The sequence below is a fragment of the Paenibacillus sp. FSL H3-0329 genome (assembly GCF_037963285.1).
In the GTDB taxonomy this organism is placed as follows: domain Bacteria; phylum Bacillota; class Bacilli; order Paenibacillales; family Paenibacillaceae; genus Paenibacillus_AQ; species Paenibacillus_AQ odorifer.
Window position 1 is genome coordinate 265,092 of sequence record NZ_CP150150.1, and the last position, 12,474, is coordinate 277,565.

Below are 12,474 nucleotides of genomic sequence, written 5' to 3' on the forward strand. Positions count from 1 at the left end.
TACAGGGTTGGCAGACTGTCCGCTAAACGTATGATTTCACGCAGGTATACCGTCCCTAAAGGGGGCGGTATACCTGCCAAACAGTTATCGCTGAATGATCTCTGTAACCTTCTTCTGAATCGTCGCCATCACCTCTTCAACCGTCTTATGTCCAGTTTCTACTGGCTGCAATTCATTAATGAACATGTCATTAATTTGCGAGTAGTTGGTGATTAAGTGGTTATAGGATTCGAAGCCGTAGTTAACAGCACCCTCGTAGACATTTTTGATATCCTGTGGATCGATACCGTCAAAATGTTTATAGTAAGCTTCTGCAGCTTCGGTGTTGACTGGCGGGTTACCGCCACTAAGCTCAATGGATTTCTCTTGCACTTCGCTTGTGATCAGGTATTTGATCCATTCAAAAGCTTCCTTCGGATGTTTGGAGTCCTTCAAGATCAGCAGCGGATCGACATAAAGGGTGCTGCGTACCTTATCGTTGCCTCCCCATGGGACAGCAGCAACGCCAATTTTGAAGGGGAAGTCATTTGCGCCTGCAAGGTTCCATGAGCCTCCGATAGACATGCCGATTTTACCAGCAACAAAGGGATCACCGTTCTGTCCAGCTACGCTTTTGCTCCATTCGGAAGAAGGAGAGACTTTATCCTTAAAGACAAGATCAAAAAGCTTGTTGTAGGCAGCGATCACCTCGGGGGAGTCAAAATAAGTCTCGGAAGGCACGCCGCCATTAGTCCATGTATCTTCTGAGTAAGGCTCCGCTCCAAAATATAATGGCCGCATATCGCGTTCGGACCAAGTGAAGTCTACGCCATATTGAGTTTTGGCAATATCATCGGATACAAGCGTCATTTGTTTAGCTTCGTCGACCATTTTTTCAAACGTCCAGCTCTTATCTTCATAATCGCTTGTTGGATAAGTCAGTTTGGCGGCATCAAACATGTCTTTGTTATAGAGCATTAAGGTGACATACATATTGACCGGGATGCCGTAAGTGTGATCTTTAACCTTGTAGATGCCCATCAGATTCTCTGGGATGCTGTAATCCTCTGCCTTGAAACCATCCTCTTTCATAAGGTCGGTCATATCGAGCAACATACCCTTATTGTAGTATTCTGCGAAACCTCCATACCCCCAGTGACTTGTCACGTCGGGCGATTTGCCGCCGGCAATTAGCGTTTGCAGCTTGCTGTCGAACTGCTCATATGGCGCTTTTTCCACTTTCACTTTAATATTCGGATGCTGCTTCTCGAAATCAGGGATTAACTTTTCGACAAATGTGCGGTCTTCTGAATCTATTGTGTAATGGGTAATCGTTACCGTTTCTGCTTTGCCTCCAGAATTAGTAGAGCTACCGTCTCCTTCAGATAGGGCGTTACCCGCCGATTTGCCGCCGCTACAGCCTGATAAGGCTAGAACAACGAGCATGGTTGCTGCAAGTAAAAGTGCAATACTTTTCCTGTTCTTGTTCATTAGCTAAACCCTCCATGATTTCAAGTATATTTGGCCGCCTTATGGCGGATTATTACTTAATCCCTGTAAGTACAATCCCTTCGACGAACTGTTTCTGGGCTACAGCAAACAGCGTAACGATTGGGACCATAGCTAGAACCGAAGCAACCATTAGCAGATGCCAAGGTGGAATGCGGAACCTCGATGAGGTAAGAGAAGCCATCCCGACGGGTAGCGTGAACTTATCTGATGAGCTTAAGTAAAGCACTGGCGTAAGCAGATCATTCCAGTTGTAGATAAAAGCAAAGATAGCTACGGTTGCAAGTGCAGGTTTGGAGAGTGGGATTGCTATGGTAGCCCACATCCGTATTTCGCCACAGCCATCAATGCGTCCCGCATCAAACAGCTCTTCAGGCAATGTGGAGAAGAATTGGCGCAGCAGAAAAATATTATAGGCTGAGCCGAAGAAAGCAGGCACGATCAAGGGTAAAAAGGTATCGATCCAATTCATTTGCGAAAAGAGTACAAATTGCGGAATCATAATGGCTGGATAAGGTAACATCATGGTGCTAAGCAGCAGGATGAACCACACCTGATTACCTGTACCTCTGAATCTGGCGAATCCATAGGCGACTAGCGCCGAAGAAATCAAGGTTCCCACAACACTAAAGCCGGCGATAATCAGACTGTTTTTATAAAGTGTACCGAACTGCAGGGTATCAAATATTTCTGTGTAATTGCTCCACTGCCAGCTCTCCGGAAGAAAGGTGGGTGGGAACTTCAGCAGCTCACGTTTGGACTTAAGTGAAGTGGAGACCATGAAGAACAAAGGAAGCAGCATCAGAAATGTTGTAACTACTAGAGTAATAAAGCTGAAAATCTTAACAGGCTCCGCTTTCCGGCGGCGTTTTGTTCCTTTAGTCCGGGGGTTTAGCGCTCTGACTGTACTCATTTGCGTCCGCCTCCTTCATAGTGAACATAACGGTTAGACAATTTCATAATTAGTGCGGTGCACAGCATAACTACGATAAGGAGCACCCATGCCAAGGCTGAGGAATAACCGGCACGATATTCTTTGAAGGCGCTGGTGTAGAGATTATAGACATAGAACCAGGTAGAGTAATTCGGCCCCCCTTGAGTCATGACAAAAGCTTGGGTAAAGACTTGGAAGGAATCGATCAGTCCCATAATTAGTTGGAAGAGCAGCACGGGAGAGATCATCGGTAAGGTAATGTTCAGGAAGATTCTGAAGCGCCCAGCACCGTCAAGGTTAGCGGCTTCGATCAAGCTTGCCGGTACGCCTTGCAGACCTGCGAGGAATAAAATCATTCCTGAGCCTGCTGTCCAGAAAGTCATGATAATCAAGGCATATAGCGCAGTGTCTGGGTTCATTAGCCAAGCCGGTCCATGAATACCGAACCAGGAAAGGATGTAATTGAAGAGCCCGATCTGCGGGTTGAAGATCCAGTACCACAGCAGGGACATGGCCACGCCGGATACCATGCTTGGAAAATACATTGCTGTTCTGAAAAAGCCGCGCAGAGGAATGGTCTGGTGAAGCAATAGTGCAAAGCCGAGACCAAGCACAAGTTGGATAGGTACACCGATGAAGGTATATCTCAGCGTGACAACCACCGATTTCCAGAACAGGTCATTGTGAAACATCTCTGTGTAGTTAGCGAGCCCGATAAATTTAGGTGGGTGTATGATGTCATAATCAGTAAAGCTGAAGTAAAGCGATGATAAGATAGGATAAAGGGCGAATACTAGGAAGCCGATAATCCAAGGAGAAATGAACAGATACATGTAGAACGTCTGCCGCCTGTTCTCGCGATTGATCATGACACACCAACCTCTCGTTTTAAAAGTATAAGCGCTTTAACTTTTAATCAAACTAACACTATTAATTAGCAATAATACTAGGCGCCTAGAGATTAAAGTTTAACCGCTTTAACTTTTTGATTCGCTTTAATAAGTTTATCATAGAGGATGATCACTAAATAATCAACACTTATTTTAACTGTAAAAGCGCTATCAGTCATTAAACATAACATATATTCTGCGATTTTTGTGAAAAACGGACCTAAAACAAGATTCGAGGGATGAATGTGTTAACTATTATAACGTAATGTTATTATTTTTTATTGATATTTCTCATGCTATGATTAGGTTTGGTCATATTTTGTTAGAAATGAGGAAACTGAATGACGACTAGACCTTACTTAAAAATGATCCAGCATTCTGTTACAGCCTCAGGGATTAGCTTTGAGGAAATTACACCAAATTTCGTATATAGAGCGACAGATGGAGTGAAATCATTTGTGATGGTAGACGCTGAGATCGGACTAAACAACAGTGCTTCTACGATTATTGCCATGAGTAAATCTCTAACTTATGATGTTTTGCATAAGGCGAATATCCCAGCCGTAGAACATATTTATTTGCCGCATCCTGACTCCAAATTTAGCAATTTGAATCCTTATCCATTGGCTGAGCGTTATTTCCAAGCGCGCAATGGGGAGGTAGTTATGAAGCAGGATAACGGGGCGCAGGGAAAGCATGTGTACAAAATCAATGAGATAGCCGATCTGCACGAAAAGCTCGATTTATTATTTTCTTTACAGCTTAATGGGGCAATAGGTCCTTATTATGAAGCGGAGATTGAGTATAGAATTGTAACCTTTAATCATCAGGCGCGTGTATTCCTTGGCAAAAAAAGAGTTCGTTCGTGGAAGCATAATTTGATTAACGGGGCTGTTACGATTGAGGTGAAAGATCAGGCCAAACAAGAGGCGCTGGCGGAGCTTGCCTCCCGGACCTCTAAAGCGCTGGGCCTTGATTTCTGCTCAGTAGATATCTTAGAGACAAATCAAGGCTTGATGGTGATTGAGGTTAACCATAAGGTGATGTTAGATGAATATTGCAAGCAAAATCCAAGTGAAGTACCTGGCCTCTCAGACCTTTACAGGGAAGTTATTCTTCAGCGTATGAATCAGTTATAAGCCGATATTCAGCAGCGATTGCCCGAATAATCTTTTGGCATTTCCGATTAGAGTTTGCGTACCCACGATTACAATAATCTCCGAAGGTGATTGTTCTTTAAGATACGTAAGAGCATCCTCTAAACAAGGGAATTCGGAACTTTTTTTGAGAAAACTTTTGGCGATTAGCAGGGCATCCGTAGGGAAAATTAGATGGCTTATATCGGGTTTGGTTACGATTAGTTGATCCGAGACTGTGCTCATGACTTCGATGACCCCTGTGTAATCTTTATCCTTAGGGACACCGATGATGGATGTGACGGTACGGCTGCGCTCAGGATTCACTAATTGAATAAGTTCAGCCAGATAGCTTGCAGAATCTCTATGAATAGCTCCGTCAATAATCGTCAGCGGGTCATGATAGATAACTTCACAACGCCCCGGCCATTGTAATTGTTCAAAACAGTGGTGTACGATCTCCTGATCCAAGGGTCCCCCTGTAATCTCTTCACAAAGTGACACTGCGCTAGCAGCATTGACCGCTTGAAACTGTCCCAATAGCGGGAGGGTCAAGGATGGATAAATGGCTTGCTTCGTCCGGACATCAAAAGTAGTCCCGATAGAAGTGGTTGTGATAGATTCAGCTAAAAACTGTTCTTCATAATATTGCACAGGGTTGGAGGAGAGGTTGTCCTTCATGATCGCAAGAACTCCCGATTTCTGTTTGCTAACATAGACATTTGTTGTGTTGTTTTTGACAATCCCCAGCTTGTGCAGTGTAATGCTGCTCAGATCAGGTCCCAAATGGGCTACATGCTCTTCCATAATTGGGGTAATGACAGCCCAGTCATTGCTCAGGACATTGGTGTCATCAAACCTTCCCCCTCTACCGCATTCAATCACATTGATATCTGTACCCTTCTCCTTAAAGTACAAAGCCGCAATAGCCAAAGCAACCCCAACCGGACCTTGATATTCGTCAGCAGCAAGCTGCTCCTCAATCTGGTGGAAGCCCCCGCGAATTACATTACCTAATCGTACAAAATCTTCGGTGGCTATTGCCTGCCCATTGACCCGGATTCTTTCGTTGAAATCCACCAGGTGAGGGGAGGTGAATAACCCCACTTTATATCCCAAGTGACTTAACAGAGAGGAGATAAATCTAGAGGTGGAGCCTTTACCTTTACTGCCTGTGACCAGTATGTATTTTTGATTACGATCCGGACTTCCAACTGCATCCAGTAATACTCTGGTTAACTCCGGTTTTCTAACTTCTTCATCCAAAGTTTGTGTAATGTTGTTAATGGCTCTTAGATAAGAGCTGTAGATCATATCTTCAACTTGGGATTGTGAAGTGAATTCCACGGAAATCCCTCCATTTAATTAATTTTGGCGCGTTCCTCAGATAGTGTTGTGTAGATGATAATCGGAAGTAACACAAGAGAAATGATGACGGTCAGAGCGATGCTCCAGTTCAAATCTTTATATAGCTGTACTATGGTGAACAACAAAGCGATAACAGGTAAGACCAATTTGTTTAAGTGCTTTAGGAATAAGGAGTACATACTTCTTTTTACGGTAACTGATGTGCCGATGCTTGGAATTTCTAACTCGTTACGCGATAAGGCGGTGATTCCGATAAATAAGTGGCTGTCGATAAATTTAAGCTGCTCATTATCCGCATGAAGCTTGACCGACTGGGCAATATGCTCCGTATCGATGTCTAAGATGGGGATGGTGATTTGTTTTGAATTATAGGAGATCACGATCTGATCTGTTTCTTCCATGCCTAGCAGTTTTCTAACATTCGGATGAATTCTGCATAAATTCTGGTGCTCATCAAAAGGGTAAGGATGGCCCACTCTGAGGGTGAGCTCTCTTTTGCCAATAAAAAAGTTCCCTAATGCACTTAAGGGCCGTTGGATCAGTTGATTGATAAGTTTATGTATACCTGGCTTGGGTTGGGAACGCGTCCTAGCGCGAGTAATGATTAATGGGTCATGCCCCTCGGAATGGGTTTCAAGCAATAACATGATGTATCTGTTGAAGTAAAGGGTATTCGGTTTGGCTGTGCTATCTTCTCGTAAAGTTAGGTTTACCCGGAAGCCGTTTGTGGGATTGATTAGTTCCACTTGATTCGTATATTTACGGACGAGTGCTGGACAGGCTTTTACATAGGGTTTGGCAATCTCGTCCACTTTAGGAATTCCCCGAAGAACTGTGTCGTATTCTGGCTTCGTTATAGTTAATCCTGTAGTGAGGCAGTCCCCGAGCTTGTCCTTTGCCCGCTTGGATAATTGGATTGTACCTCTTGGCACCTCATCTGCCGATAAAATTAAACAGCTGACTTTCACACCATTCTCTGCTGTAAGATCAACGAAGATATGCTGGACTAAACCTAATTCCTTTAACTCTTCAGAGTTCATTGTGATTTCTTCACGAGGTTGAAGGCTTTGTTTGTCTAGAATAGTAAAGGTTTGCTCGATAATAATGTCAGACACCGCCCAATAGTTTAATGATTTGTTCAAGGGAATGAATGGTTTTTTGGAATAAATCAAACGCATTCGGGTTACGATAATTTCGATTAATTTCAATTTGAATACTTTGAACTAACAATTCCTTAGCACAATATGAAGTAATCGTTCCAGGATGGGAAGCGGAAAATGTATGATTTTGTCGAACTTTGGTAATACCATTATTGTTAAAGATGCCTATGACGTCATTTAAATTATTCTCTCGTATAGAGGTTCCGTACAGTGTCCCTAGGTCAATATCAAACTCCCGAAGTTTGGAAGCCCCGTGCAGATCGATCACAAACTGAATGCGATGTTCTTTGACAAGCGCTCGTAGCGCAGCCTTATATTCTCCACCTAAGATGTAATTTGGGTCTTCTTTGGAGAAGCTATTCGAATAAATACAGTAGCAATTTGTGAGCTTTTGTAACAAGAGGGCAAGGGAGCCTGTATACATGTCAGCTGGTTTTACAGCATGTTCTCGAAAATGGTTAATGGCATGTGGAGCTGAGACAAGTACAGGAAGGGAGCCTTCTACAATCGAGTAGGAGGGATCTACCCCGATATCGCCAAAATAATTATTATTGGAGAATTGTAGCTCATACTGTTCGATCAGAGATAAAATATGCAATCACCTATTCATAGTTATTTAATGGGTCGTTAACCATTAGTATGTCCTAAGCATTCACCATTCATGAATAAGGATGAATCTATTATAACGCTTGCAAGGTTTGCCGTGGGCAGTTTTTCCATAAAATGATTCTAAAAGATTAGCTATTGAAAAGTTCAAAATGGTGTGCTAATATTTCAATTGAAAACGTTACCGATAAGGATACCGATAAGGATACCAAAAAGTAGGCTGGGGATTACTTAAGCAAATGAAAACGCTGACATAATTTTCACTGAGAGCATCGGAACGTCTTCATGCGAAGTAATCTAATAAAAAGTACGAGGGGGAAGAAGAATGAAGAATATCAAAAAATATTTAGGGCTCATGTTAGTAATGTCTATGGTTGTTGTCTTAGCGGCAGGATGTGGGAATAAAGAAAATAATTCTGCATCCAATGATGGAAACGCTACATCTGGTAAAAAAGGGTCAGTTTATTTCTTGAACTTCAAACCTGAGATTGCAGAAATATATGAAAAGATCGCTAAGGATTACGAAGCAGAAACAGGGGTTAAGGTAAAAGTCGTAACGGCTGCTGCGGGTACTTACGAAACTAAATTGAAATCCGAAATCTCCAAGTCTGAAGCGCCAACTATTTTCCAAATTAACGGACCTGTTGGTTTTCAATCCTGGAAAGATTACACCTTGGATTTGAAAGATACTAAGCTTTACAGCTATCTGTCCGACAAAAGCTTGGCTGTAACTGAAGGTGAAGGCGTGTATGGTATCCCTTACGTAGTTGAAGGATACGGCATCATCTACAACGACGCAATTATGAAGAAATACTTCGCTTTGGCTGATAAAGCGGTATCGATCTCCACCACAACTGAGATCAATAACTTCGATACTTTGAAGGCAGTAGTAGAAGATATGACGGCTAAAAAAGACCAACTGGGCATTAAAGGTGTATTCGCCTCCACTTCCCTCGCTGCTGGCGAGCAATGGAGATGGCAGACTCACCTTGCAAACTTGCCGTTGTACTATGAATTCAAAGACAATACTGAGTTTGACAACACCGTTCTTGCGGGTCTAGCTTCTAAAGAAGTTGAATTCAAATACAACGATAAATTTAAAAATATTTTCGATCTGTACATCAAGAACTCTGTAACTAAAGAATCCTTGCTGGGTAGTAAATCCGTAGCTGACTCCATGGCTGAATTTGCACTAGGTAACGCAGCAATGGTTCAAAACGGTAACTGGGCTTGGTCACAAATCAACGATGTTGACGGTAACGTAGTTAAAGCTGAAGAAATCAAATTCTTGCCTGTTTACACCGGTATGGAAGGCGAAGAAAAACAAGGTCTGGCTGTAGGTACAGAAAACTATTTCGCAATCAACAGCAAAGTATCTGCTGAGAACCAACAAGCTTCTATCGCTTTCTTGGAATGGTTGTTCTCCAGTGAAAAAGGTAAAGCTTATGTAACTAACGATCTAGGTTTCATCGCTCCATTCAATACCTTTGAAGACAGCGAAAAACCAGCAGATCCACTTGCTAAAGAAGTATCTGCTTGGATGGAAAAAGATCTTACTTCTGTAGCTTGGACATTCGCAGCATTCCCAAGTGAAGAATTCAAAAACGTCTTTGGTGATGCCCTCTTGCAATACGCTCAAGGAAACAAAACTTGGGATGAAGTTGTAACCATCTTCAAGGACACTTGGAAGGCTGAAAAAGCAAAATAATAAATGCATGGAAAGATGCTTGAATAACTCTCAGTTGTCATACAGATAAAAGCTTAGTGCCACTGGGCTCCCTCGGGATTCAGTGGCACTAAGCAACAATTTGAGTGGATCTTGCTACGTTTCATCATTTTCCATACTGAGATAGGAGAAGACTCCATGGAAAAATCGATAAAAAAATATTTTGCTCTTTTTGCATTACCGACCATAATAGCCTTTGGAATTGCATTTGTGATCCCTTTTCTTTTGGGTATATATTTGTCTTTTACAGAGTTTACTACAGTCAATGATGCAACATGGATAGGGTTTGGCAATTACGCTAAAGCTTTTTCGAATCAAGAGTTTCTAAATGCACTAGGTTTCACCGTTAAATTCACAGTTTTATCTGTTCTTACTATTAATGTGTTCGCCTTCATCTTGGCGATGTTGTTAACTAGAAAGCTAAAAGGTACCAACGTATTTAGAACGATCTTCTTTATGCCTAACTTGATAGGTGGTATCGTATTAGGATACATCTGGCAGTTGATTTTTAATGGGATTTTGTACAAATTTGGTGTCACTTTGACCTCTGATGCAACGTACGGATTTTGGGGACTAATCGTTCTTATGAATTGGCAATTGATAGGGTACATGATGATTATCTATGTTGCAGGTATTCAGAATGTTCCTAAAGATATAGTAGAAGCCGCAAGAATTGATGGAGCTTCACGTTCTAAGATTTTGCGTAATGTGACTATTCCACTCGTAATGCCGTCCATTACTATTTGTTTATTCTTAACCTTATCTAATTCATTTAAATTGTTTGACCAGAACTTAGCATTAACCGCTGGTGCTCCGTCTAAGCAGACCTCCATGTTAGCACTGGACATCTACAATACATTCTACGGAAAATCAGGATGGGAAGGTGTCGGTCAAGCGAAAGCCGTCGTATTCTTTGCTTTAGTAGCCTTAATCGCCTTAATACAACTTGTCATTACTAGAAGAAAGGAGGTTGAGAACTAATGCAAAAGACTAGAGCAAAAGATTACTCCATATTCACCATTTTGTTGGTCTTGGCCATTGCGTTCTTATCTCCTATTTTTATTGTTCTGATGAACTCCTTCAAGGGTAAGTTCTACATTAGTGATACGCCGTTTTTATTCCCTAATGAGACTACATTTGTTGGTTTAAAGAACTATACTAGTGGTGTAGCAAAGATTGATTTTTTCAGTGCCTTCGGAATGTCCTTGTTTATCACGGTATGCTCGGTGGCTGTGATCGTGTTATTTACTTCCATGACTGCATGGTACATTACCCGGGTGAAGTCCAAATTCACAGGTATGATGTATTATGCGTTTGTATTCTCGATGATCGTGCCTTTCCAAATGGTTATGTTCACAATGACTAAGACTGCAAACGTGCTGCATCTCGACAATCCGATTGGGATTATCTTAATCTATTTAGGGTTTGGATCAGGGCTGTCTGTGTTTATGTTTAGCGGATTTGTGAAGTCTATCCCGCTTGAAGTTGAAGAAGCGGTAATGATTGATGGCTGTAATCCACCTCAGGCCTTCTTTAAAGTGGTATTGCCCATCCTGAAACCTATTGCTGTAACTGTAGCTATCCTTAATGTAATGTGGGTATGGAACGACTTCCTATTGCCAGACCTGCTGATTGGTACAGAGTATAAAACGATTCCTATTGCGATCCAGTACCTAAAAGGTGGATACGGATCGATTGACATGGGAGCTATGATGGCGATGCTGGTCTTAGCTATTGTGCCAATCATCATTTTCTACCTGACTTGTCAAAAGTACATCATCGAAGGTGTCGTTGCAGGTGCGGTTAAGGGTTAAGCTTGATCTACCTCGTTAAATAAATTAATATTCATGTAAGAAGCGAGTAGGGTGTTTTTCTTGATGGGTGACCATCAGGAATCCCCTGCTTTCTTATTTTGACTATGAAGTTGAATAAGGATTAAGGAGTTTGATAGATACTAACAAGTAAAGGATAGATAGAAATGGAGAGACTGACTATTATAGACATCGCCAAATTATGCGGTGTTGGCGTGACTACTGTATCAAGGGCTATTAACAATCATCCGGATATTAATGAAGAAACAAAAGCGATGGTTATGAGGGTTATCAAAGAAAATCATTATGTTCCGAACAACAGTGCAAGAAATTTAAAACGTTCTGATTCGAAAACGATTGCAGTATTGATTAAAGGGATATCCAATCCATTTTTTAGCCCGATGATCAAAGTGTTCGAAAAAGAGATTCAACGCAAGAAATACTCCTTCATCCTACAACGAGTTGATGAGAATCAAGATGAGATCGAAGTGGCGATTGAGCTGGAGAAAGAAAAACGGTTGAAGGGAATTGTCTTCTTAGGGGGGTTATTCTCACACTCTCAAGAGAAATTACAGCAATTAACGGTTCCATTTGTCCTTAGTACGATTGGGATGACGGAAGAGTTTGATTTGAGCGACTATTCCTCTGTATCTGTAGATGACTTTAATGAGAGTTATAAAATTGTCGACTATCTATGTAATCTAGGGCATGAGAAAATCGCGGTCATTACTGCACCAGAAGAAGATGTAAGTATCGGTAAGTTGAGATATGAAGGGTATAAAAAGGCTTTAGCTGATCATGGAATCGCTTATAATGAACGGCTAGTGCGGCGGATGAAAGAAGATATCGACAGTTACAGTATGGAAAATGGGTATGCGGTTACAAAAGAATTGCTAGAGTTAGGAGAAGAGTTCACCGCTATTTTCACCTTATCAGATAGTATGGCTATTGGCGCCTGTAAGGCGATATTTGAAGCGGGCAAGCGAGTCCCGGAAGATTACTCGGTTGCTGGTTATGACGGATTGGATATTTCCTTCTATTATAATCCTTCTATTACTACCATCAAACAGCCGGTAGTAGAGATTGCGGAAGCGACGATTAAGATTCTTTTTGATCTCATCAATAAGAAGGTTAATCATGCGCATCAGATTTTCCCGGCAGAATTAATAGTTAGAGAATCTACGAGGTCTTTATTGTAGTTTCAACAAGTGAGTATGTTTAAGTTTATTTACGAATCGGGGTGGGGAGATAGAACCGCAAGAGATTAAACCTAACGATATCAACAGCATCACACGGTTTCTCACCGCATTTGGTGATCCTACTCGGATTCGGATTGTTACGTTATTAGGGAATAA

The 12,474-nt window shown here is 41.8% G+C and carries 11 protein-coding genes; 5 read left to right on the forward strand and 6 right to left on the reverse strand.

Annotated elements, in window-relative coordinates:
- Nucleotides 1-84: 84 nt before the first annotated feature.
- From NSQ66_RS01230 to NSQ66_RS01240, 3 genes are read right to left on the reverse strand one after another with little or no spacing between them, the layout of a single operon-like run.
- A complete protein-coding gene (locus NSQ66_RS01230; RefSeq protein WP_076141426.1) occupies nucleotides 85-1,470 on the reverse strand; it encodes a sugar ABC transporter substrate-binding protein in 1,386 nt (461 codons plus the stop codon).
- Nucleotides 1,471-1,522: 52 nt separating this feature from the next.
- Nucleotides 1,523-2,401, reverse strand: coding sequence for a carbohydrate ABC transporter permease (locus NSQ66_RS01235; protein ID WP_076141425.1), 879 nt, complete (start codon nucleotides 2,399-2,401; stop codon nucleotides 1,523-1,525).
- Complete coding sequence (locus NSQ66_RS01240; protein WP_042184117.1) at nucleotides 2,398-3,291, reverse strand: sugar ABC transporter permease; 894 nt, start codon at nucleotides 3,289-3,291, stop codon at nucleotides 2,398-2,400. The genes NSQ66_RS01235 and NSQ66_RS01240 overlap by 4 nt, the downstream gene beginning before the upstream one ends.
- A gap of 362 nt (nucleotides 3,292-3,653) precedes the next feature.
- On the opposite strand from NSQ66_RS01240, the gene NSQ66_RS01245 reads away from it, so the two are divergent.
- Complete coding sequence (locus NSQ66_RS01245) at nucleotides 3,654-4,451, forward strand: hypothetical protein (RefSeq protein WP_076107309.1); 798 nt, start codon at nucleotides 3,654-3,656, stop codon at nucleotides 4,449-4,451.
- Here the strand turns inward: NSQ66_RS01245 and NSQ66_RS01250 are convergent.
- The 3 genes from NSQ66_RS01250 to NSQ66_RS01260 are packed head-to-tail and all read right to left on the reverse strand — an operon-like array spanning nucleotide 4,446 to nucleotide 7,574.
- Nucleotides 4,446-5,795 (reverse strand): Mur ligase family protein, encoded by a 1,350-nt coding sequence (locus tag NSQ66_RS01250; protein ID WP_076101127.1) that lies wholly within the window; start codon nucleotides 5,793-5,795, stop codon nucleotides 4,446-4,448. The genes NSQ66_RS01245 and NSQ66_RS01250 overlap by 6 nt on opposite strands.
- Nucleotides 5,796-5,809: 14 nt before the next feature.
- Nucleotides 5,810-6,958, reverse strand: coding sequence for a hypothetical protein (locus tag NSQ66_RS01255; protein WP_141118492.1), 1,149 nt, complete (start codon nucleotides 6,956-6,958; stop codon nucleotides 5,810-5,812).
- On the reverse strand, nucleotides 6,924-7,574 hold the full coding sequence (locus NSQ66_RS01260) for an N-formylglutamate amidohydrolase (RefSeq protein ID WP_076101130.1): 651 nt from the start codon (nucleotides 7,572-7,574) through the stop codon (nucleotides 6,924-6,926). Before NSQ66_RS01260 ends, NSQ66_RS01255 begins: the two co-directional genes overlap by 35 nt.
- Before the next feature lie 333 nt (nucleotides 7,575-7,907).
- Between NSQ66_RS01260 and NSQ66_RS01265 the strand changes: the two genes are divergently transcribed.
- The 4 genes from NSQ66_RS01265 (at nucleotide 7,908) to NSQ66_RS01280 (ending at nucleotide 12,318) form a co-directional block, all read left to right on the forward strand.
- A complete protein-coding gene (locus NSQ66_RS01265; protein WP_036687237.1) occupies nucleotides 7,908-9,290 on the forward strand; it encodes an ABC transporter substrate-binding protein in 1,383 nt (460 codons plus the stop codon).
- Nucleotides 9,291-9,446: 156 nt separating this feature from the next.
- The gene (locus NSQ66_RS01270; RefSeq protein ID WP_036687240.1) at nucleotides 9,447-10,289 is read left to right on the forward strand and encodes a sugar ABC transporter permease; all 843 of its coding nucleotides are present in this window, start codon (nucleotides 9,447-9,449) and stop codon (nucleotides 10,287-10,289) included.
- Nucleotides 10,289-11,122 carry a carbohydrate ABC transporter permease gene (locus NSQ66_RS01275; protein WP_036687243.1) on the forward strand — a complete coding sequence of 278 codons (834 nt, stop codon included), beginning with the start codon at nucleotides 10,289-10,291 and terminating at the stop codon, nucleotides 11,120-11,122. The genes NSQ66_RS01270 and NSQ66_RS01275 overlap by 1 nt, the downstream gene beginning before the upstream one ends.
- Nucleotides 11,123-11,286: 164 nt before the next feature.
- On the forward strand, nucleotides 11,287-12,318 hold the full coding sequence (locus NSQ66_RS01280; protein ID WP_036687244.1) for a LacI family DNA-binding transcriptional regulator: 1,032 nt from the start codon (nucleotides 11,287-11,289) through the stop codon (nucleotides 12,316-12,318).
- Nucleotides 12,319-12,474: the final 156 nt, after the last annotated feature.

Excerpts from the sequence above, each read along its gene's own strand:
- NSQ66_RS01275 (WP_036687243.1), top strand. The coding sequence starts at position 10,289 with ATGCAAAAGACTAGAGCAAAAGATTACTCCATATTCACCATTTTGTTG.
- NSQ66_RS01240 (WP_042184117.1), bottom strand. The coding sequence starts at position 3,291 with ATGATCAATCGCGAGAACAGGCGGCAGACGTTCTACATGTATCTGTTC.
- NSQ66_RS01280 (WP_036687244.1), top strand. The coding sequence starts at position 11,287 with ATGGAGAGACTGACTATTATAGACATCGCCAAATTATGCGGTGTTGGC.
- NSQ66_RS01230 (WP_076141426.1), bottom strand. The coding sequence starts at position 1,470 with ATGAACAAGAACAGGAAAAGTATTGCACTTTTACTTGCAGCAACCATG.
- NSQ66_RS01245 (WP_076107309.1), top strand. The coding sequence starts at position 3,654 with ATGACGACTAGACCTTACTTAAAAATGATCCAGCATTCTGTTACAGCC.
- NSQ66_RS01270 (WP_036687240.1), top strand. The coding sequence starts at position 9,447 with ATGGAAAAATCGATAAAAAAATATTTTGCTCTTTTTGCATTACCGACC.
- NSQ66_RS01235 (WP_076141425.1), bottom strand. The coding sequence starts at position 2,401 with ATGAGTACAGTCAGAGCGCTAAACCCCCGGACTAAAGGAACAAAACGC.
- NSQ66_RS01265 (WP_036687237.1), top strand. The coding sequence starts at position 7,908 with ATGAAGAATATCAAAAAATATTTAGGGCTCATGTTAGTAATGTCTATG.